15 protein-coding genes are annotated in these 22,078 nt (G+C 44.4%); 9 read left to right on the plus strand and 6 right to left on the minus strand.

The window, feature by feature from the left end; genetic code table 11:
* Nucleotide 1: 1 nt before the first annotated feature.
* Nucleotides 2-754: an SDR family NAD(P)-dependent oxidoreductase gene (locus tag AB4484_RS05405; RefSeq protein WP_050647591.1), complete on the plus strand. Its 753-nt coding sequence runs from the start codon at nt 2-4 to the stop codon at nt 752-754.
* A 146-nt stretch (nt 755-900) separates the two neighbouring features.
* On the opposite strand, the gene AB4484_RS05410 is transcribed toward AB4484_RS05405, so the two are convergent.
* A complete protein-coding gene (locus AB4484_RS05410; protein ID WP_372076807.1) occupies nt 901-3,333 on the minus strand; it encodes a response regulator in 2,433 nt (810 codons plus the stop codon).
* Between the two features lie 88 nt (nt 3,334-3,421).
* Between AB4484_RS05410 and AB4484_RS05415 the strand changes: the two genes are divergently transcribed.
* The gene (locus AB4484_RS05415; protein WP_050632634.1) at nt 3,422-4,180 is read left to right on the plus strand and encodes an ABC transporter substrate-binding protein; all 759 of its coding nucleotides are present in this window, start codon (nt 3,422-3,424) and stop codon (nt 4,178-4,180) included.
* 174 nt (nt 4,181-4,354) lie between these two features.
* On the opposite strand, the gene AB4484_RS05420 is transcribed toward AB4484_RS05415, so the two are convergent.
* Nucleotides 4,355-4,915 (minus strand): NADAR family protein, encoded by a 561-nt coding sequence (locus AB4484_RS05420; protein WP_372076810.1) that lies wholly within the window; start codon nt 4,913-4,915, stop codon nt 4,355-4,357.
* A 189-nt stretch (nt 4,916-5,104) separates the two neighbouring features.
* A complete protein-coding gene (locus AB4484_RS05425) occupies nt 5,105-5,299 on the minus strand; it encodes a hypothetical protein (protein WP_017061218.1) in 195 nt (64 codons plus the stop codon).
* A 362-nt stretch (nt 5,300-5,661) separates the two neighbouring features.
* On the opposite strand from AB4484_RS05425, the gene AB4484_RS05430 reads away from it, so the two are divergent.
* The 3 genes from AB4484_RS05430 to AB4484_RS05440 are packed head-to-tail and all read left to right on the plus strand — an operon-like array spanning nt 5,662 to nt 7,943.
* On the plus strand, nt 5,662-6,486 hold the full coding sequence (locus AB4484_RS05430) for an ABC transporter ATP-binding protein (RefSeq protein WP_372076813.1): 825 nt from the start codon (nt 5,662-5,664) through the stop codon (nt 6,484-6,486).
* 9 nt (nt 6,487-6,495) lie between these two features.
* Nucleotides 6,496-7,428, plus strand: coding sequence for an ATP-binding cassette domain-containing protein (locus tag AB4484_RS05435; protein WP_372076816.1), 933 nt, complete (start codon nt 6,496-6,498; stop codon nt 7,426-7,428).
* Entirely contained in the window at nt 7,425-7,943 is a 519-nt protein-coding gene (locus AB4484_RS05440; protein WP_017061216.1) for a hypothetical protein, read from the plus strand. Before AB4484_RS05435 ends, AB4484_RS05440 begins: the two co-directional genes overlap by 4 nt.
* 381 nt (nt 7,944-8,324) lie before the next feature.
* Here AB4484_RS05440 and AB4484_RS05445 read toward each other — a convergent pair whose 3' ends face one another.
* Entirely contained in the window at nt 8,325-10,304 is a 1,980-nt protein-coding gene (locus AB4484_RS05445) for a replication initiator protein RctB domain-containing protein (protein ID WP_372076819.1), read from the minus strand.
* 1,261 nt (nt 10,305-11,565) lie between these two features.
* Here AB4484_RS05445 and AB4484_RS05450 point away from each other — a divergent pair.
* From AB4484_RS05450 to AB4484_RS05465, 4 genes are all read left to right on the plus strand, one after another.
* Complete coding sequence (locus AB4484_RS05450; protein WP_017061213.1) at nt 11,566-12,783, plus strand: ParA family protein; 1,218 nt, start codon at nt 11,566-11,568, stop codon at nt 12,781-12,783.
* A 5-nt stretch (nt 12,784-12,788) separates the two neighbouring features.
* Nucleotides 12,789-13,763 (plus strand): ParB/RepB/Spo0J family partition protein, encoded by a 975-nt coding sequence (locus AB4484_RS05455; protein ID WP_372076822.1) that lies wholly within the window; start codon nt 12,789-12,791, stop codon nt 13,761-13,763.
* A gap of 93 nt (nt 13,764-13,856) precedes the next feature.
* On the plus strand, nt 13,857-15,950 hold the full coding sequence (locus tag AB4484_RS05460; protein WP_372076825.1) for a GNAT family N-acetyltransferase: 2,094 nt from the start codon (nt 13,857-13,859) through the stop codon (nt 15,948-15,950).
* Between the two features lie 420 nt (nt 15,951-16,370).
* Nucleotides 16,371-18,041, plus strand: a complete 1,671-nt coding sequence (locus tag AB4484_RS05465) for a FapA family protein (protein ID WP_372076827.1) — start codon at nt 16,371-16,373, stop codon at nt 18,039-18,041.
* A gap of 120 nt (nt 18,042-18,161) precedes the next feature.
* Here the strand turns inward: AB4484_RS05465 and AB4484_RS05470 are convergent, their stop codons facing one another.
* Nucleotides 18,162-19,775, minus strand: a complete 1,614-nt coding sequence (locus tag AB4484_RS05470; protein ID WP_372076829.1) for an ABC transporter substrate-binding protein — start codon at nt 19,773-19,775, stop codon at nt 18,162-18,164.
* A 177-nt stretch (nt 19,776-19,952) separates the two neighbouring features.
* The gene (locus tag AB4484_RS05475; protein ID WP_017061209.1) at nt 19,953-22,067 is read right to left on the minus strand and encodes a type I secretion system permease/ATPase; all 2,115 of its coding nucleotides are present in this window, start codon (nt 22,065-22,067) and stop codon (nt 19,953-19,955) included.
* Between the last annotated feature and the right edge of the window lie 11 nt (nt 22,068-22,078).

Genomic DNA, 22,078 nt, shown 5'->3' on the forward strand with positions numbered 1-22,078 from the left:
TATGGATAAGATAGCGTTCATTACAGGGGCAACCTCTGGTTTCGGCAAAGCGGCAGCAAAACGTTTTGCAGAAGATAACTGGTCGTTAGTGTTGTCTGGTCGTCGAATCGAAAGGCTACTCGACCTAAAGGAAGAATTAACGGTGCCTGTGCATGTAATTCAACTCGACGTTCGAGACGCAGACGCCGTAAAACAAGCCATTGATTCACTACCTGCTGAATTCTCATCGATTACCGCATTGGTTAATAATGCTGGGTTAGCTTTAGCACCAGAAGGCGCGCCCGATGTAGACCTGAAAGACTGGCACACAATGATCGATACCAATGTCACTGGCTTGGTCAATGTCACTCATGCATTGTTGCCAACGTTAATTAAGAGTGGCGCAGGAAGCTCGATCATCAATGTTGGATCAATCGCCGGACAATGGCCTTACCCAGGAAGCCATGTGTATGGTGCCAGCAAAGCATTCGTAAAGCAGTTCAGTTACAACCTACGTTGCGACCTACAAGGCACTGGGGTACGAGTGACTGACCTTTCCCCAGGCATCGCAGAAACGGAATTTACTCTAGTAAGAACCAAAGGTAACCAAACGGCTTCAGACAATCTTTACCAAGGCACCACACCGTTGTCAGCAGAGGATATTGCCGAGCAGATGTTTTATATCGCAACCTTACCAGAGCACATCAACATAAACCGAGTCGAAGTGATGCCGACCCGTCAAGCGTGGTCTGCGTTCGCAATCGATAGAGACTAAGTTCAAACCCACACAAACAAAAAAGGTGGTCTTTTCAGACCACCTTTATCATTTATTTCACACGATACTTAAGACATAACCGACGGCATAAAAGACGGTGTCTCACCCACTACTCTTTTAACGAAAGTAAGCTTAGAGATACTCAGCTAAACGATTTTCTGCTCGTGTTCCTTGCTTGATTCGGTCTCTTTCGACAAGAAACTGGCTACGATCTCTCTCAGTTTCCCTTGGTTAACAGGTTTTGGTAAAAACTCATCCATGCCTACATCGAAACACAAATGCTTGTCTCGCTGCACGACGTTGGCTGTCAGCGCAACGATTGGAATGTGCTTTGCAGACCCTTCTTCGAGCGCTCGGATCTGCTTGGTCGCTTCGAAGCCATCGAGAACTGGCATCTGACAATCCATAAAGATCATCTCGTATTCGTTAGTCTTGAATTTATCAACACCAATTTCACCGTTGTCAGCAATATCAACCTCAAAGCCAAGTTTCTTGAGCATCATCTTGGCAACTTGCTGGTTTACTCGCGAGTCTTCAACGACCAAAACCGTACCACTAAATTCTCCGGCAGCCGCGACAGGTTTTGACTCTGCTTCAATTGGAGCTTGTTTATCGGCTTGTGAGGCGTTTACAGAAACAGAGGGTGCCTCTTTAACAACCGCCGCAGGTTTGGTTAACGACACTGGTTCATTGTCTTTAAACGCAACCTCGCCTCTGTTCGGATAAGTAAAGACTGAAGTATCGGCGGCTCTCGCGAGTACCTCACTGATGGTCCATTTAAGCTGATTATCTTGGTAAGGGCGCGCAATGTAGGCAACAAAACCGACTTGTTTAGCACGAGCTTCATCTTGCTTTCTAGGGTCAGCAGAGATCATCACTAACTTAGGACACTCGCTACCAAAGCGTTCAACTAAGCTTCTTGCCAGTTGAAAGCCATCAACGGACGGCATCACTTTGTCTATCAGCACCAGATCATAAGGTGATGACTTAGCCACAGACTCTGAAACCAACTCTAACGCTTGGTTTGCCGTTTCACAGCACTCAGACTTAACACCGAAAGATTGAAGCTGTGTAGACGTTATACGCATGTTCAGCTGGCTATCATCCACGAGCAAAACCGAAACCTGATTGAAATCGATATTGCTTTCGTCGGCTTCTAAGCACGGGTCAAAGTCAGCCGTAAAATAGAAGGTACTGCCCTGACCTTCAACACTGGTGAGTTCAAGCTTGCTGCCCATCAATGTCACGATCTTCTCGCATATTGTTAGACCTAGCCCTGTGCCTCCGTAAATACGAGTGGTACTGCCGTCGGCTTGTTGAAACTTATCGAACACCGATTTCTGTTTGTCTTCTGCAATACCGATACCGCTGTCGACAACCTCGAATTTCACTCTGAGTTTTTGCTCAGGCTCAACCACCTCTTCCAAACGAAGTGAGAGCGTAACGTGGCCGTGCTCGGTAAATTTAATCGCGTTGCCTACTAAGTTATTTAGGACTTGTCTTAGTTGAGTACCGTCGCCAATCACCATGGTTGGGATCTTAGGGTCGATCGCTAATTGGAATCGAAGCCCTTTCTGCTCCGCTTTCACTCGGAAGGTTGATTCAACGTCGGCCGCAATGCCCATCATTTTCATCGGCTCTTGCTGAAGCTCTAGTCGCCCCGCTTCGATCTTCGAGTAATCAAGAATGTCATTGATTAAGTCGAGCAAAGTAAGCGAAGAGGTGTTGAGCATGTTGATGTACTCTTTTTGCTCTTTCGGCATATCCATTTCAGAGAGCAAAGACGACAACCCGATAATCCCATTCATTGGGGTACGGATTTCGTGACTCATATTGGCAAGGAATTCACTTTTATTACGGTTGGCCACCTCAGCAACGTCTTTGGCTTTTTCCAGCTCTTTGTACTGTTGACGAATACGTTCAATAGACTGGTTATAACTGCTCTCGAGTGTCGAGATCTCATCTTTGTAAGTAGAGTCAGTCGGCGTTAAGAAGCGCGGTTTGTTGTCTTCGACCTGTTGCAGGTTGATCTGAGAAGACATGGTCATCAAACGTTTTACGACAAGGCGATAGACTATGGTTAAACATACAAGAGACAACAAGAAGATTTTAACGGCTTCGAAGGCGAGCAACAGTAACACTCGTTCTTCAAAGTCATCTAGGATCATGCTCAAGTCTGATTGCACTGTGAGCGTCGCCAACGGGAAGTCTGTGCCGCCCATCTGGTGCACCATTTCCCAAGACTGAGAATAAGATTGGCCTTCGGTCTTTTGACCTAACTCTAGAATTTTTTCATCGGGACTTTCGATAAGAAGGTAACTGACCGAAGGGAGGCGAGTGATGCCTTCGGCTTGCACAAACAATTGATCTCGATCTTCCACCCACAAACTGGACGTTAAACCAGAAAGGTAACCAGCCTTGACCTGCTCGACCTGAGAGCTGATAAAAGAAACTCGACTTTGGTACTCTACATACAACCCGAGACCTGTCACTATAACTGTGAATAAGGTACTGATCGCTATTATCATCCCGATCAACTGTCGGGAGAGTCCAACGTAGCGTTTTCCTTTTGTCACCATACACAAATTACCATTATTGTTATCCTAGCAAACTACAATTACTCAACTAGTATAATAGTAGTCATTCATCAAATAACTAGGGAAGGTTATGAAAAAACATCTTATCGTTGCATCCATAGTCAGTTTGTTTTCAAGCAGTTATGCTTCTGCAAGCGAACCTCTTCACTACTACATTATTGCGAGCCAAGCGCAACCTTTTCAGATCGAAACTGACGGGTCATCTCACAGAGGAATCGTTTCAGATATTGTGGAAGCCGTGTTTGATGACAGCCAATATGAGATCAACTACCACACCTACCCTTTTAATCGAATGATCGACAAGCTCGATGCGAGAGAGAACCCAAACTGGGTTACCTATGGCAGCCCTAGTTGGGGAAATATCCAATCTGTGAACCTATCTGAAGATCCGATTTACAATGTAAAACACGTGTTACTGAGTAGTGGTAAAAAGCCATTTGAGTTCAACACAATCGATGATCTAGACGGGAAAGCCGTGGTATTGCTGGTGGGATTTGAGTATCCGAACTTGGAACCTTATATCCAACAGGGCAAGCTCAACGAGATTCGAGTAAAAGATTACACTGCTGCGTTTCGTGTCCTGAACCGAGCACCTGGCGATACCGTGTTTGTAGAAATGGAATCACGAATCAAATACAACCTAAACGAGCAAAAACTGAGTATTGATGATTACCAGATGCAAGAGTTTGGTTCTGTAATCAATAACTACCCTATTCATTTGGCGTTTGACCCTGAGATGGATCCTAAGCTTCAAAGCTTCATCAACCAACGGCTAGACACAATGAAAGACGATGGACAGCTCGACGACATCGTACAGAGTTACTTGTAGCACCAGCGTAACGTCGAACTTAGCAACGGATAGCTTGGTTACACACTTTAACTATCGTTGATGCCTGACTCTCTAAAACATAAAAGGCCGCCCTGCTTGATACTAGATTGCAGGGCGGCCTTTTAAATGCGTCTAAGGGGTAATCATAAGCATACCGCTATCTGAATCGACGAATCAGTGCGAAGCAATCAAATGCAGTTGCTGAGTGCGAAGCTGGTGACGGACTGCCATCAGAATCTTACCCAAATGGTTCTCGCCGGTTCCATCGCCGCCATCGCCCCAGAAGTGGTCTTTGTGCGAATGTTCTTTGATCACCGAATCTCCGGTGTTGGTAAGAAACAGCGCAAACTGTGGATTCTGTCTGAACTTCTCAGTCACAATGAACTGCATCACTTCAACACGAATGTCATACCAATCTTCGCGAACTTGGTCTTCATAGTCACGACTTAAAGAGAACGCTTCGGCAGGTGTACTGGCTTCCAAAATGGTATTGCGTAGCGCTTCGGACGCAAACTTCATCGCTTGATAATAATGTTCGCTGGTTGCCCAAACTTGCTCACCTACCTTGATAGGACAAGCGGCAAAATTTGACAGGTATCCGTTCGGATCTTCGGGTTCGTAAAACAGCACTTCTTTAGCTTGAGCCACAGAATTAGACATAGCCTTCTCCTTACCAACGACATCGCATATTTTTGCTTTAACTTTAAAATTAGTGGCGTTGAATATTACTGTCAAACAACTTAGTTCAAGAGTATGCCATGTACGTGTTTTTCATCTCAAAAGCGTAATGTCAAAAGGGATAGGCTAAACGAAACAGTGTGCTCAAGAATCAAGAGGTTGATTCAATCTGGATAGGAACTATTAAAAATTACTTATAAATCAAAGGGTGGCGTTGTGCCACCCTTCTAAATGCAATGGGGATTATTAGTGAATAAGACCTAGCTCCCTCGCTTCTTCCAGACTCAAACCGCTTTCTCTAATTTCTCTTAGAGTCTCGATACGACGACGAGCTTCAGCAGACTTCATTTTCTTTTCTGGTTTGAAAGATACTTCTTCTTCAGCATCCCACTTGTTTGCAATATTTGTCATTTCATCATGGTTGATAGAATTAATGGACATGTTTTCCTCCGAAAAGCACCATGTAATGGACAGGTAATCTGTAGCAAATGCTTTTTCGCTTGTTAAGAAATTCTGTACTGAAGTGTGATGATTCCGACGCTTCACAAAGCTAATTAATAAATGCCTCATTTAAACTTTGCCAAAGCCATTTTCTGCAATTACATTTAAAAGATTCCCCATAAGAAATGTGGTTTGATCCAACTCTCATTTTCCCCGCTTTCAATGCCTCTCTTCTGCTGAAAATTCGTGAAATAACCCAAGATAAATTTCGAGGCACTTCATTCTTTTCGTGCTCGTCGCTTCCACTAAATCGAACACATGTTAATGATAATAGTTATCAATATCATAACTGAGTATTTATCATGTCTGTGGGAAATTCAGGTAAACCACTTCTCGAAGTGAAGAATCTATGTGTCGACTACATCACCGATGACGGTGATTTCAATGCAGTCAAATCCGTTAGCTTTAACATAGGCCAAGGCGAGATTTTCGGCTTAGCCGGAGAATCCGGTTGTGGCAAAAGCACCATCGCATTTGCCATTAACCGCCTGCATAAGCCGCCAGCTTTCATCTCAGAAGGCCAGATACTGTTTGGTGGACAAGACCTACTGAGCTTATCGGACAGCCATTTGAATACCTTGCGTTGGAGTGAGATCGCGATGGTGTTCCAAAGCGCCATGAATTCACTCAATCCAGTATTAACCATCGAAGAGCAGTTTGCTGATGTGCTGCGTCACCATAAAGGCATGACCAATGAACAGGCCAAAGATCGCGCCGAGAAACTGCTCGACCTTGTCAATATTCCACGTCATCGCCTAACAGAGTACCCGCATCAGTTCAGTGGCGGCATGCGTCAACGTTTGGTGATTGCGATTGCTCTCGCACTTAACCCAAAGCTCATCATCATGGACGAGCCAACCACAGCACTGGATGTGGTTGTACAGCGCGAAATATTGCAGCAGATACACCAACTCAGAGAGGAGTTTGGTTTCTCGATACTCTTCATCACCCATGACCTCGCACTAATGAGCCAACTGTGCGATCGCATTGCCATCATGCGCCACGGCAAGATAGTTGAGGTCAATAAAGCCCATGAGATTCGTAACAACCCACAACACTCCTACACCCAAAAGCTATGGAGTTCTTTCCCTAATATTCATGAACATGCTCACGCGACGGCGTGCTAGGAGAGCTCTATGTCACAACCTATTTTTCAAGTAAAAAGCCTCGTTAAAGAATTCACTGTTGGTGGTGGATTTGGCAAAGAAGAGATCTTTAGAGCACTGCATGGTGTGAGTTTTGACTTACATGCAGGCAAAACACTGGCACTGGTTGGCGAATCTGGCTGCGGTAAAAGCACCTGCGCACGATTGATGACCAAGGTTTACCCTGCGACAGAGGGAGAGATACTGTTCAAAGGCAGAGACATCTCTACGCTCAAAAGCCGTAAAGATATCTTGGACTATCGCAGCCGTGTGCAAATGGTTTTTCAAGACCCCTTTGGTTCACTCAACCCCACTCACACCATTGAGCACCATTTAACGCGCCCACTTAAGATCCATAAGCAGGTAACCACTAAACAGGCTCTCACAGAGCGCCTCAAAGAGTTGTTAACGCTGGTGGAGTTACCCATCGAAACGCTCGCCAAATACCCGCACGAGCTCAGTGGAGGCCAAAGACAGAGGGTTAACCTAGCCAGAGCACTGGCCGTTGGCGCAGAGGTTATTCTTGCTGACGAACCCACCTCGATGTTGGACGTTTCGATTCGACTTGGCGTGTTGAACCTAATGCAAAAAATGAAAAAAGAGTTGGGGATTGGCTTTTTGTACATAACCCACGATCTTGCCACGGCACATTACATCGCAGAAGAGACAGCGGTGATGTACAAAGGGCAGATCGTAGAATGGGGATCAACCCAGTCGATCTTAACCAATCCACAACACCCGTACACTAAGTTGTTGATCTCTGCCGTCCCTGATCCCGATCTGCCATTTGGCGAACTCGTTAAAAATGAGCCAAACTATTCAATAGACGCTGATCGTATTCGAGAGCAGAGCAGTGAAATACAGCATAAAATCAAACAAGTTGCTGATAATCACTTTGTAAAACAGTGGGATAACGTTGCATGAATGAACTAGACACTTGGTTAGAGCGGATCGGAGATTGGTACAAAGACCGAAAGCATGATCAAGTGGACCGGTTAGAACCTTTGATCTTAACGCCTCCAGATGCACTCTGGGGGCCATTGATCACAGATGAGCAGAGTAAAGGCATCGCATGTTGGCTAGACGGGTGCCTGAGAATCTTTACTTTCTATCGCCACCTCGCGGATTCATCGAATCCGGAGTTGGCTTCGCAGGAGGCCAGCAGCTCAAGCCATCAAGATAAAGCCTATCAATACCTGATGTTTGCCTACAGTAAGCTGCAAGCGGTGTCATGTGACCCAAAATCAGAAGCTGGCTTGCAAGAGTGGTGTACACAGCGGCTACAACACTTGTGTGTATTGGCTTTGGAGTTTACGAACCAACAGCAAGAACCACGCTGGAAAGCAGAATCAGAAAAATTGATCGAATCGCATGTACGCTTTATGGCAACCCATCCCCGAAACGATGATCAAGGTATTATTCAACGCCATCTCCACTGATCCAAACCCTTCTCGATCAAACATCAAATCAGAATCTAATCAGAGCTAGATCCGTAGAAAGCATGATCGAGCCTTGATCATGCTTCGGCATTTGATTCTTTAAGTTATTGAATTTTAATGATTGACTGAATTTCAGGCAAAAAAAAGCGAGTCCCTTAGGAACTCGCAAAAATCTATTCAGTATGATGTAACAAAATATGAGCCAATCTATTAATCATAAGAAAGGACAAAGGTTGTCTATTCGGGATAAATAATAATCAACTAGATGCGTTACATTGTCATCACTTTGTCAGCGTTAGGTGCGATTTTAATCAGCACCTAATGTGTTCAAAACTATCCATTCAGCGACGGTAAAACAGGCTTATCGCGATAGGATAATGACTAGTGGCCAATCGCCATTTCATCGAGCGCAAGGAACACGTTTTCGTCTAAATGACCTTCATGAACTTGTTTACACACTTTACGACGCACCGCTAAGCCAGAGATCAAACGTTCAATGGACAGATGTCGATTGCTGGTGCTGTCACGGTCGTTGTAAAGCTCAATTAAGCGACTCAGTGTTTCGTATGGGATAACGTCCTCCCCTACTCTCAACCAATCAAGCTTCTCAATGAGCTCTGAGCACTCTTCTTTGATTGAGGCATGTGAGTGCCCTGTCATAGCGGATAAAGCCGTTATGCTGCGTTCTAGAGCCTCTGCAGAGGTATATTTAGAGAGAGTAATCATGATCTCGTCAGCGTTGATCTCAACGGAGTGTTTGCGCTGCTTAACTCGACGTCCCAATTTGCCTCTTGGCGACGGTGCTTTACGCTGAATTGGCTCAAACTCACCGTCGATAATCTCAGACAGCTCTTCCAGCTTCTGCTTAGACACCATCTCGTTACGAAGTGGGTTCGGCAGCGTTGGTGCCATATTACGCTTACCTGCGTTAGTGGTACGCGCTCTTGAGTAACGTAAGACTTCTTCCACATTACATTTGATATCTACCTGATAATCGGTTGTTTTCCCTTTTTCGATCAACGCGGTGATCGTCAAGTGATAACCCCAAAGGTTAACCAGGAAGGTATCTTCTTGATCACCGACTTCACCCAGCTTTCTAAGCTCGCGGATCAGATCCATCGAGAAACGACGCCAATCGATGTTACGCGCCAATTTCTGGTTGAGCTCACTGAGCAACATGCTATCTGAATGGCGACGTGCCATGCGGCTTCTAAAGTACGAATACATTTGGAAGACCAAGGTATGTTGCTTCAGGATTTCTGGCGGAAATAGGAAGAAATAGTCACGCGTCAGCAGCTCTTCGTAGAACGAAGGTTCCCAAATCAGGATGTATAGGTTCGGTTTAATGCGAATTTCGCCGTCAGAGCCCTCTGTAGGCGCTTCTTCCGATGCGGTAATGGTTCTAGCTAAGAATCGGAAACGATCACTCTTAAAGCCTTCTGGCATGTTCTCACTAAGCCAACGGCCTGTAAGCTCGTGCAGTTGGAAATCCGTGAATTCGATACGATCAATACTATCGCGGATTGAATCTCGTGCAGGGCCGCTGTCTTTCTTGCCACGTAAAGACAAAATATCAGTGATGTAGAGTGGTGTTTTGTTCGGCGTGTGTTTCGCGTCTAGATGGTAATCATCTTGGTGATGATCATGATATTGAACGGTGAGCGTGAATAACGCGAATAGCGTCATCAGATCGTCAACGGTCATGATATTTTTAGAAGATCGTGTCTCGATCACAGCGCGAGTGCCAGAGATCGAAACCATGGATTTCTGGTAGCTCTTACGAGTTCTAGGTGGCGCTAACGCTTGATCAATAATCCCCGCCCAATTGGTTGGCGAAACAATGAATTGATCCGCTTCATCTTTCATCGTTGGTGGGGTATTCAACCCATGTTCATTCAATAAGCGCTTGTTTACTTTGGTTTGAGCTAAGGCTTTAGAGCGCTTTTGCTTTTCATTTTGCTTCACGCTTTCTGTTACTAAGCTGGTGGCACCCAGTACCGATATCAATTGGTTTGGGTTCACAAAGCGATGCAACATGGTTTTACCAGCAAGGCCTTCTTCAAAGCGAACGGGGATTTGTTTGAACAATCCGATATTGACTGCTGCTCTCAGCCTTTGCTGTAAGGCCGCGCGAGTGACTTGACCATCGGTTGATTCAATAATTTCAGTGGTGGAAACGTACCCGTCTTTGCTGCTAAACCCACGAAGTGAAATTAGGTTAAGAAGCTCAACGATGCTTTTGGTGACACCTTTGAAGTGTTGATATTGTTCTATCCATTCAACGGCTGTTTCAGATACCTCAAATAAATGACCATCTTTGTGGCTTCGTGCCTTAATTAACAATTTCTCTTCTGGTTTCATTTTTGATCCGTATCACACTAACCGTAATTTCACTATAGTTCCTGAATGATAAAGAAAGAATGATCATAAATAAAGAGAATTTATTGGCTTTTAAATAACTGATCTTTTTGATTAATATGATCTTAAATGATTAAGTGATCTAATGATCTGGACGTAACTTTGCTTTTAAGTGGCTGAATTTAAAGTATTAAAATAAATCGCCTTGGAAAGCATGATCATAAAGCTTCCGAAACTATGATCATTAAACTTAAGAAAGCATGATCACAGAACATCAGAACGATGATCATTAAGTCATTGTAAGCATGATCATTATTGGTTCGAAAGCATGATCATTATACTTATACAGCTTATCCACAGATCGGAATTCAACACCGGTTTCTAAGTCGCTTTTGACTTGTCTATGTGGACACTTGTGGTGGCCAATCTATCGGAACAATGATCAAGAGAGCATACTTTTTATCGTTCCTACCCTATTGAGTGCAAAATTTAGTCTGTATTCGCTGGAAATGGATTGCTTTGATGTATTTAGCGCTGGTGGGTCTTAACTAGGAAGCATGATCATGAAATTTTCATGTTTATGTATTCTCGGTCTGTGTCGATTGAATTTTCAATCATTGAGCCCTTATAGGCGTTGAATCCCCATTCCAAAAGCATTTGTCCGTAACTTAGCTCATAAATTACATGCTTCCGGAACTATGTTTACTTGATCATTTTTCCGGAAGTTGATCATTTCCAATGTGCAGTTGCTCGGATCAATATTGCTCAGTTTACGCCTTGATCATGCTTCATAATTTGGCGTTATTAATTATCTTACACTGGATGTGTTCCATGATCATTCTTCCGGTTAGGCTTCAATCCTCTGCTGTTTTTGACACCCCATCTTCTCTTCTGTTTTGAATCTTTTTGTTCATTGAGCGTTTTTTTATTTTTATTGTATTGAAAATCTATAAATTCGAATGCAAATCACACCAACCGTAATCTACGGTTGTATTTCAATCGTTCCGAAGGTTTTTCTCTGAAATTCCATTTACATTGTAAATAAGTGATGCTGTAACATTTTAAATGTAGGGTGGAAATAACATGGTTATGCATGATAAAAACGGTGATTTTTTTGTGTTTGTATAAGGCGATGTTTCATCAAATTGTAAAAACGCGGTCTATTTTATGTGATTTTACTCATAAATGTATGTTCATGTTTTTGTTGTGTTTGTTGTTAATCGCTGTACAATTTGTACTTAGTTAATCATTACGGAAACTGGCAATGAAAAGAGAACAAACGATTGATAAGCTCTATCAGCTAGCCGAACAAACTCAACAAGTTCAGGCTGACCGAATTGAGATTATTTTGGAAGAGCGAAGTGATGAACATTTCCCTCCAATGTCTAAAGCTATGATGGAGACTCGTTCTGGTTTAACGCGTCGTAAACTCGATGAAGCGATCACTAAACTTGAAGCTGATGGCCATCAGTTTACAAAGAACAACGCCAATCATTACTCGATTTCATTGACAGAAGCTCACATGTTGATGGACGCGGCAGAAGTGCCGAAGTTCCATGAACGTAAGCAGCACGCTGACAATAAACCATGGATTATCAACGTACAAAACCAGAAGGGTGGTACGGGTAAATCAATGACAGCGGTTCACTTAGCCGCTTGTTTGTCTCTGAATCTAGATAAGCGCTACCGTATCTGTCTGATTGACTTGGATCCACAGGGCTCTTTACGTCTGTTCCTAAATCCACAAATTAGTGGGGCAGAGCACGACAGCATCTATTCTGCTGTCGATATCATGTTGGACAACGTGCCTGAAGGCCAAGACGTCGATCTAGAGTTTCTTCGTAAGAACGTACTATTGCCAACTCAGTATCCAAACCTGAAGACAATTTCTGCATTCCCAGAAGATGCGATGTTTAACGCTGAAGCGTGGCAAAGCCTTTCACAAGATCAGTCACTTGATATTGTTCGTCTATTAAAAGAGAAGCTTATCGACAAAATCGCCGATGATTTCGATGTGATTATGATTGATACCGGCCCGCACGTTGACCCTCTAGTATGGAATGCAATGTATGCGTCGAACGCACTTCTGATTCCATGTGCAGCTAAGCGTTTGGATTGGGCTTCAACGGTTAACTTCTTCCAGCACTTACCAACGGTTTACGAAATGTTCCCGGATGACTGGAAAGGACTCGAATTTGTTCGTCTAATGCCAACCATGTTTGAAGACGACAACAAGAAACAAGTGTCAGTTCTGACTGAAATGAACTACCTGTTGAATGACCAAGTAATGATGGCAACCATTCCAAGAAGCCGTGCTTTTGAAACCTGTGCCGACACTTACAGCACGGTTTTCGATCTAACGGTGAGCGACTTTGAGGGCGGTAAGAAAACTCTAGCTGTTGCTCAAGACGCAGTACAAAAAAGTGCTTTAGAATTAGAGCGCGTATTACATAGCAACTGGCCTTCACTTAATCAGGGATAACAACAATGGCAATTAAAACATCTGACTTAAATGCAAAGCTATTTGGTAAAGCAAACAAACGTCGCGTAGCAACACCACAAGAAGCGCAAACAGCGGCAAAAGAACAGGCTCAAGTGATTGAGCTTTCTGTTGCTGGCGAAGATTTGGTTTCATTTGAATTGGTTCGAATTCCTGCGGCTGAAGTGGCAACTCGAACGGTTGTTTTTGAAGATAATGCTCGTGAGCAATCTTTCTTAAACGAGCATGCGCTTTCTGATGTTCTTACAACATTGAAAGAACGTGGTCAGCAATACCCAGCGGTTGGTCGTAAGAACAAAGACGGTAAGATTGAAGTTCTTGATGGTAGCCGTCGTCGTATGTCATGTATTTTGGCTGACAAAGAGTTCTTAATCTATGTTGCTGAAAACATTAACGGCGAACACGCTAAGTTCCTATCAGACGTAGCTAACGCTCATAAACCGCTTTCTCTTTACGAGAAGGGCAAAGAGATGCAAGCGAAGCTGGATAAAGGCGAAGCTGAAGACCAGAAAGCACTGGCGAAAATGTTCCAGTGCAGCGAAGCTTTGGTGAGTGGTGCATTGAAAGCAGCTGCTCTACCACTTGAATTGCTACAAGCTTACCCAAATGTGAGCGACCTTGGTCGTCCAACTATTGTTAAGCTACACAAGCAGTTTGGTGGATTGACGAGTGAACAGCAGCAAACACTGCTGACTAAGTGTGATGCTTCTGAAGGTTTCGTATGGCAGCGTAGCGAAGCTCAAGGCGTAACTCGTCTAACCAAAGACGTGACAGAAACTTTGGAAGGTTGGATTCTTGAATTGGCGCCAGCGCCAGCGAAGAAAGCTTCTCCAAAATTTGAGCTTATTAAGGGTCGCGCATCATACAGCCGTAAGGGTTCAAACTTGGCGTTGAACCTTAAGAAAGTTGATGATGCAACAATGGAAGAAATCCTCGCCTTCGTTCAATCGAAGCTCGACTAAGTCGACGACTTTTCATTACTCCTCTAAAGCCGCTTAATGCGGCTTTTTATTTGGCTGTGATAAACTGTGTTTAGATGAATCTGGACGCTAACTATGACAAACCCAACCAACACTTTTCTGCATACACTTTCTAATATCGCTCAACATAACGATCACCGTTACGGCGTGGTCTTTGATGGCGATTTTGATTGGCAAAACTCAGCTGTTTTTACCTTCCTTCAAGACTCACACACTCCGAGCATCTTCCAGATTGGCGGTACGCCATTTGAAGGTGTGATTAATGCTCCAGTAAAAAAAGGCCAACAACTGCTTGGTCGTGAGTGCCAAGTTCTTGTTTGTGACTTTAGAGAGCAGTTTGATGCGAATGGTTTTAGTGCTGCGCTGGGTTCGTTAGTTGGTGGTGGGCTGTTGTTGGTGTTACCGCCACAAGTTGATGCCTCTGAAGATAGTGAGAGCTTTGGTCAAAGTTGGTTAAAACGTCATTTCGAAAAACTGATTTCTGTTTCACAACACAATGAAGCCGGCGATGTAGTTCAAGCAACTCACGCTCTTCCTCAGATGCAAAGCGCCCAAAACGGATTGGATAAATTTGAACAGCAAAACACGGCTGTTGAATTAGTGAAAAAAGTAGTGTCTGGACATCGTAAACGTCCTTTGATTCTCACTGCGGATAGAGGGCGTGGTAAAAGCTCGACACTGGGTATTGCCGCAGCGCAGCTGTTAGTTGAGCGTCACGGGTTTAATATTATTGTTACCGCGCCTTCAGTGAAAGCGGTAGAGCCGGTATTTTCTCATGCTAGCCAAGGGTTAGAATCTTGCGAAGTGGTAAACGCTACTCACATTCGTCATCAAGGTGGCAGTTTAAGATTCGTCGCAGCAGATGAATTACTTAAATCTAAGCCTGATTGCGATCTGTTATTGGTTGATGAAGCAGCTGCCATTCCAATCCCAATGCTTAAATCCATGGTCGACATCTATCACCGTATGATCTTTTCAACCACGGTACATGGTTACGAAGGCAGTGGACGAGGCTTCGGAATTAAGTTTGAATCTTGGCTTTCTGAGTATCGTCCGGGGTGGAAAGGCTTTAAGCTCGAACAACCGATTCGTTGGAACAACAACGATCCGCTAGAAGCTTGGTTGTTTGATTGCTTCTTACTTGGTAATGACGCATCACTCACTGAATCGGCGGTTGATGAACTCGATGGCTTTTCTACCGAGGCAATCAATCAATTAGACCTAGTCGAGTTATCAAAAGCAGAATGCTTGGCTAATCCTGAGCAGCTACAACAATGTTTTTCTCTTCTTGTGGATGCGCACTATCAGACCTCGCCTAATGACTTAATGCAGTTTCTCAACAATCCAGCAATCCGTTTATACGCCGCTTGGAAGAAAGATGAATGTTTAGGGTGTATGTTGGTGACGGAAGAGGGAGGTTTGGACAGCGAGTTGATTGCTCAAATTCAACTTGGAAAACGCAGGCCTCAAGGTCACCTTGCTCCTGTATTACTGGCAAACCAACTTGGTTGTACTCAGGCGGCGAGCAGTCGTTGCCTTCGAGTTATGCGCATTGCTGTTTCAGCGCGTCATCAAGGTTTGGGTATTGGCCGTTGGATGTTGGCTCAGTTATCACAGCAAACCAGCCAAGCAGATTATCTGGCGACAAGCTTTGGCGCGACCAGCGAATTGATTTCTTTTTGGCGTGGTAGTGAATTCGAAGCTGTACACATCGGCCACCAGCGAGATCAGGCCAGCGGCTGTCACTCGGTTCTGATGGTTAAGGCGCTTAAATCAAACTCTCAAAGCTGGATTAACTTAGTTCAAAATCACTTCGAGTGTAGCTACTGTTTTCTTGTTTCAGGTTCTTTGGTTTCACTTGAAACCGATATGGTGCGCGCACTGCTGCCAAAGAGTGCCCACACCGTTAGCGAGTTTGAAACTCAGTTAGTTAGAAATTACGTGAACGGTGGCAACAGTTATGATGCGATCAGCTTCAGCGTACTGAACTTGATTCTACTCAGTAACGATCGAAACATAGGTATTTCTGATTTACTCATCGCAAAGGTTGTTCAGCAGAAAGAGTGGGGGACTTGTGTCGAACAGTTTAATCTTGTTGGTCGCAAACAAGCAGAGATTCAGTTTCGTAAAGATGTCGATGCATTGCTAGCAAATTTACACTGTAAATAGACAGGCCATCAATAAAATAGACCGACCGCTATAAATTAGATTTACAGTGTAAATTAGAATATTGGATTTACACTGTAAACTGAAGCTCCATATTGAAATCCGTTTTTACCCTGGTTATCTGTTACATCACTTCTGTTTCATCTCTCCATGACAGCCTTTAATCTTTTAAAGCTATTCGCCTTTACTATCTTGCACCAATATCGAATCGACATTCAATCACACGAAATATTCTGAAAAAATTTTCCTATGTATTTGTAAAGGCGAAGCAGATCATAAAATGTGTAAGTCTTATTTATGAGTCATGTTTGCAGAATCGAAAGTAAGTGATGTGACGCTGATTATTCTAATAATGTGATACTCAGCGCAGAATGAATTATATAGACTGAATAACAACTGAGTCATTAGGGATACTCAATTCGAATGTGGGATAACATCGTTACATTGTCGGAAGACAAGCAACAAGTGATGGCATGTCTGCCAACCGGGACTGTGGTTGACGCAAGCTTTGATAACAAGACGCTGCCACCAACCTTGGAAGCTTTGAATGCATCAAACTATTTTCTTTTCGAAGAAGAGGTTTTGCGTTTCGTTACTCTTGCTAAAGAAGGTAAGGGTGAAGCTTATGAAGGAATCTTGATTGCTGAAGCTCGAAATGCCACTGTTGCGGTCGAACTGTCTGATGATGAGATGTTGGCGAGTCTTGTAGTTACTGGTCCATATAATGGACACCCACTGCGTGGCAGCGACATCATCCATTGTTTATCTCAAGCTCAAATAACAAAAGGAATAAATAAGTTAGCGCTCAGAAAAGTTCTGATGATGAGCAGCAAACTTAAGCCCGGTGAAAAGTTTACTCAGCCCGTCGCTAAAGGGACACAACCAGTAAAAGGTAAAGACGCTAAGTTTGCCGCTTTGGTTGAAGATATTACTCGCCAAGTCTTGAAGCCTCGCAGCAAAGACGAAGGCAAGATTGATATGCGAGACTTGGGACAAACCATTACCGTTGGTCAAAATGATCACTTAATGAAGCGTACCCCCGCTACCAAAGGTGTCGCTGGCTTTACCGTTCAAGGCCGAATTATCCCACCGCTTCCTGGACAAGACAGTTTAATCAAGCCTGGAAAGGGCACCTACATCTCCCCTGAAGATCCCAATTTACTACTCGCCTCACACCCTGGATTGCCCATCATTAAAGATCGAACCATCGAAGTGGATGACGCCTTATGTGTCAGCAACGTCGATGTCTCAACTGGGCACGTTAAATTTAAAGGTAATGTCTTTGTCTCTGGCAACATCGAGCCGGGTATGATCGTCAAGGCGACCGGAAGTGTTACGGTGGGTGGCTTTATCGAATCGGCCGAAGTTCAAGCCCAGGGGGATATCAAAGTCGCGAAAGGCATTATCGGCCACACGACCAAAGAGGGTGCACCAAAAAGTTGTAGGGTATTCAGTAAAGGCTCTATCACAGCAAGCTACGCACAGAATGCCGAGCTGCAAACGGCCAACGACCTTCGACTTGGTGTGCACAGTATGAGTAATGACATTCGCTGTGGTAACAACCTTATCGTGATGGACAGTTTGAAAAAGCATGGCACGCTCAGCGGTGGTGAAGCTAAAGTCGGCGGGAAAGTAGAATGTGTCTTCTTAGGCGTTGAGGGAGATACCGCAACCAAGGTACATGGTTTTGCACGCTACGATGGCTACCGCCAAAAGATAGCCGAGTTGAAGGAAACTTATAAACACACTCAAGAGCAAACCATGGGTGTGATTCGCCAAGAGTTAGAATTTAAGAAGCGCCCGAAAGCCGAGAGAAGCGAAGAGCAAGCTCTAGAAATTGAGCAGCAACGAGAGAAGAACAACCTCGCAATTGAAAATACAAAATCGCAGTTAGATACACTCGAAGCGGAGTTTGAAACCAACCTTGCTGAATGCACTGTAGAGGTACACGAAAAAGTGTATACCCGAGTGACGATTCAATTTGGTGATGAGACAGTCACAACCAAGCGAACCCACGGCGGAAGTGTTTTCTCATTCAACCAATACGAGATCCAATGTTCATTCAAGATGGAGCAAGAGGATATTGCTTTATAATAGGTACTCTAGAGGGCGCCAACTCTTTTGTTATCAAGAATATCCTTCTCGGAAATGCTATTGAGCCGCCTTTGAGGTTATTAGATAGAATATGTACTTGCTGTCACTCACGATACCTCATTAATCAGAAGACCACACCGAGCGAATATTTGGCCATCCCCAATTAGTGAGTGCAACGTCTTCTAATTGTTCATCAAGCCATCTTGCATTTACCTCTCCCAAAGTATGGTACAAAACGTTATTGCTGTAGAAGTTAGAAAACGCTGAAGCATGACGGTTATCATCCAAATTGGTATTCGTTAAGATCAGAGTTTCATTGAGCGTACCGTTCTCTGCTTTTTTACTCAACTCTCTATAGGAATACATTACTATTTCAACCTTACAGCCGTGATCGATAAGTACAGAAGAGATAGCGCGAGCGCATCGACGCAATGCTGTGTAGTTGTAACCTGCGATGGTGATAGATTTTGGTAACGCGCTGACTTCACCAAACGGGCGCAATACGGGGCTCCAAATGGGTAATAAGTTGTTGGCTAGTACGCTGCCATAATGCGTTTTCTCTTTACGAAACAGTTCGAGCAGTCGCTGGGGGTGAATTAGCTCCGTGATGTAACGACGTTGGGCGCGTGTTAATGGATGTTTCGTATGCTGGTTGAATAGAGCGAATAAGCAACCGTCTTCAGTTCGACTGTGTTGAGTCGAGTGAGAGGCATTAGGCGTTTGTATTGAAACCTCAATACCGCTCGTGGTTTCAGATACTTGTATAGGTGAATTTCTTGATAGCGATGGGTTCTCCATCTTCTCATCATTGACGATCCAAATCGTCACTAAATCGACTAACACACGACACGAATAGTAGCCATCGAACGCTTGCAGCTTTAGTTTATTTTTATCGTGCTCGACAACCGAGAATGGCCCACTTCCAATCACCGAATTGTTGTTTGCAATATTCACTTGGCTCGCTGGCTGAATGCCGTATTTGACGCCTGAAATAAGCCCAGCGAACCCTTGATCAGGTTTGCTCAATGTAAATACAATCTTTAAGGGATGTGGCGCCACGATATTGGTGACATGCGCTAGCTCTTTTTGATAATAGTGAAGGGTGCTGAGCTTGGCAAAGAGACTCACAATCGTATCTGCGTCTATTGGTTCACCGTTGTGGAATGTGAGCCCGGGACGAAGGTGGAACGTCCATTGACAGCTATCTTCGTCATATCGCCAATGATGAGCGAGCTCAGGCCTGACAACGCCATTGTCATGACTGGATACCAAGCAGCAATAAACTTGACGCAAAAAGAAACGCTCACTACAGCGTTGTAATTGGTGGGGGACAATGCGCTCAAACATTCGTTTGTATGTCAGTTGAATATTCACTCGGCCTTCTTGAACAGATGTCCCGGAGGTTGTTTTCAGTAGGCTGCCAAATATCGCTTCATCTTCATCGAGAATGGCTAATGCTTTCTCATATTTACCTTGTTGGATTCGTTCTAGCGTTAAGCTCTCTTTTAGGGTGCTTAGTTCTATGTTCAATAGTAGAGTCGAGCGTTGATTTCGACCGGCTTTGAGCTGCCAAGTCAACCATACTAGCTCCTGCATTTTCGATAAAAGATTACGGGCATGTCGAGGTGATGTGCACAAAAAATCAGCCACTTCTTGAACTGTGGTCTTTATTTCGCTGCCGACACCAATAGGGATGAGTCGCTGGTAATACCTAAGCAGGTTGAGATTAGACACCAATAGTCCTTTGTTAATAGATAGCCTGGTATTTTACTCAACTTGGCTACAAGAAAATAAGAAAATGTTCAGCGACTTTGTTCCTCTTTTGTCGCTTTGTAAGAGCATAAAAAAGGGGAGCTGATGCTCCCCTTTTGGTTTCTACTGATAATGATTTATTTAGGTGGCTTGAGCGCTCTAACTAACGGCTCTCACTCGGCCTTGTTTAAGGTCTGAAAGAACCTGTGCTTTAGGACCATCTGCAATGATGCAGCCTTTCTCCATTACGATCACTCGATCGACAATGTCCAACATCGACGTTTTGTGTGTAATCAGAATTAACGTCTCGCTTGGTAGCAATTGGTTAAGTTGGTGCTTGATGTGCATTTCAGAACGGTTATCCATAGCACTGGTCGGCTCATCCATCAACAACACTGGCGGACGGCCCAAGAAGGCTCTAGCAATGGCAATTGACTGACGTTGACCACCAGACAGTAAAGCACCACCTTCACCCACCTGGCGTTCTAAACCTGCAGGATCTTGCTGAGTAAACGCGGTTACGCCTGCACGGTTTGCCGCATCCATCACGTCACGGTCATCCACCAAAGGGCGACCTAAAGTAATGTTGTCTCTTACTGAACCGTAGAACAGGTTACTGTCTTGCGGCACACAACCTATATTGCGTCGTACGTCGACATGATGCAGTTGTTCCATATCGGTGTCATCAATGCGTACATGGCCTTCTGTGGGCTTGTAGAGGCCCATAATCAGACGTTCTAGTGTGGTTTTACCTGAACCAATACGACCAATGATCGCCACTTTCTCGCCTGGGCTAATATTGAGGGTTAAGTCTCTGATAGAAGCCACTGGTGAATCTGGGTAGTGGAACGTCACCTTATCTAGTGCGATATGGCCCTGAATAATCGGACGGTGGATGTAGCGTTTACCTTCTTCTTGTTCATCAGGCATCGACATCACTTGCTCAATCAAAGTCATTGATGACTTCGCTTGGTTGTAACGAGTCGAAAGCAAAGATAACTGAACAAGAGGACCAATCGCTCGGCCGCTCAACATGGTCGCAGCGATCAAGCCACCCATCGTAAGCTCACCTTCCGCAATCAGGTACACGCCGAAGATGATCATACCTACGTTAGTACTTTGCTGAACAAATCCGGCGGTGTTTTGGATGCTGTCAGTGATGCGTCGGCTTTTGATATTCCAATTCGCCATGTGAGCAACGGCTTCTTCCCAACGGAATTGGAATTGGCTTTGCGCACTGAACAGCTTAACCGTCTCTAACCCTGCCAAACTCTCGATTAAGTTCGCGTACTTCTGCGAAGCAAGACGAGAGCCTTCTTCAATGGTGCGGCGCAGTGGGCCTTGGATTAGCAATGCATAGACGATCAAAATGACCACGCCAGCAACGGGAACAAACACAAGGTTTCCAGCCATTAACCAAATGAGCGCTAAGAACATCAGTGCGAAGGGGAGGTCGATGAGCGAGCCAATGGTTGCAGAGGTAAAGAATTCACGAATGGATTCGAACTCTTGCAAGTTTTTAGCGAAAGCACCGACAGAAGCAGGCTTCGCTTCCATACGAATCCCCAGTACTTTACTGAACAGCTTGGAGGAAATGAGAATATCGGATTTCTTACCTGCAACATCAATGAAGTAGCTGCGCATCAATTTGAGCAGCAAATCGAATAGGAATACGACAAAGATACCACTCGCTAGCACCCACAAAGTCTCAAAGGCAAGGTTAGGGACTACTTTGTCGTACACCAAGCGTGTGAACATGGGCGCGGCTATCGCGAAGATGTTGATCAGAATGGAGGCTATCAACACATCTCGGTAGATGTTTTTAGATTCCCAAATCGTGCTCCAAAACCAATGCCCTTTACGAGTTTTTAGAACCTCTGGTGAACGTTCATCATAGCGAAACTGTTTCTTTACCAAGAAGTAGCGGCCGATGAATTGTTCTTTCAGCTCTTCGACAGGAATGATGATCGGCACCATTCCGCTTTCCGCTGTAATGATTTCCGCTTCTTGCTTCTCTAAATCAATGCTGTTGAGAACGCACGCTTCGCCTTGTTTAAGCAGTAAAACTGCAGGCAGAATCAGGTGAGGGATCTTTTCTAAGTCGGAACGGTTTTCTTTCGCCACTAACCCTGCTCGCTCAGCAGAACGAGGGAATAGGAAAGGGGTTAGCTTTCCATCGGATAGTGGTAGCCCATTGATCAACGCTTCGGGCGAGTTAGCTAACCCGTAATACCGGCTAACGTAGATCAGTGAGTTCAATAGTGGATCTTGCATGTGATATAACC

The organism is Vibrio sp. 10N.261.46.A3 (assembly GCF_041472995.1).
Lineage (GTDB): Bacteria > Pseudomonadota > Gammaproteobacteria > Enterobacterales > Vibrionaceae > Vibrio > Vibrio coralliirubri.

Excerpts from the sequence above, each read along its gene's own strand:
- AB4484_RS05405 (WP_050647591.1), top strand. The coding sequence starts at position 2 with ATGGATAAGATAGCGTTCATTACAGGGGCAACCTCTGGTTTCGGCAAA.
- AB4484_RS05410 (WP_372076807.1), bottom strand. The coding sequence starts at position 3,333 with ATGGTGACAAAAGGAAAACGCTACGTTGGACTCTCCCGACAGTTGATC.
- AB4484_RS05415 (WP_050632634.1), top strand. The coding sequence starts at position 3,422 with ATGAAAAAACATCTTATCGTTGCATCCATAGTCAGTTTGTTTTCAAGC.
- AB4484_RS05425 (WP_017061218.1), bottom strand. The coding sequence starts at position 5,299 with ATGTCCATTAATTCTATCAACCATGATGAAATGACAAATATTGCAAAC.
- AB4484_RS05430 (WP_372076813.1), top strand. The coding sequence starts at position 5,662 with ATGTCTGTGGGAAATTCAGGTAAACCACTTCTCGAAGTGAAGAATCTA.
- AB4484_RS05435 (WP_372076816.1), top strand. The coding sequence starts at position 6,496 with ATGTCACAACCTATTTTTCAAGTAAAAAGCCTCGTTAAAGAATTCACT.
- AB4484_RS05440 (WP_017061216.1), top strand. The coding sequence starts at position 7,425 with ATGAATGAACTAGACACTTGGTTAGAGCGGATCGGAGATTGGTACAAA.
- AB4484_RS05445 (WP_372076819.1), bottom strand. The coding sequence starts at position 10,304 with ATGAAACCAGAAGAGAAATTGTTAATTAAGGCACGAAGCCACAAAGAT.
- AB4484_RS05450 (WP_017061213.1), top strand. The coding sequence starts at position 11,566 with ATGAAAAGAGAACAAACGATTGATAAGCTCTATCAGCTAGCCGAACAA.
- AB4484_RS05455 (WP_372076822.1), top strand. The coding sequence starts at position 12,789 with ATGGCAATTAAAACATCTGACTTAAATGCAAAGCTATTTGGTAAAGCA.
- AB4484_RS05460 (WP_372076825.1), top strand. The coding sequence starts at position 13,857 with ATGACAAACCCAACCAACACTTTTCTGCATACACTTTCTAATATCGCT.
- AB4484_RS05465 (WP_372076827.1), top strand. The coding sequence starts at position 16,371 with ATGTGGGATAACATCGTTACATTGTCGGAAGACAAGCAACAAGTGATG.
- AB4484_RS05475 (WP_017061209.1), bottom strand. The coding sequence starts at position 22,067 with ATGCAAGATCCACTATTGAACTCACTGATCTACGTTAGCCGGTATTAC.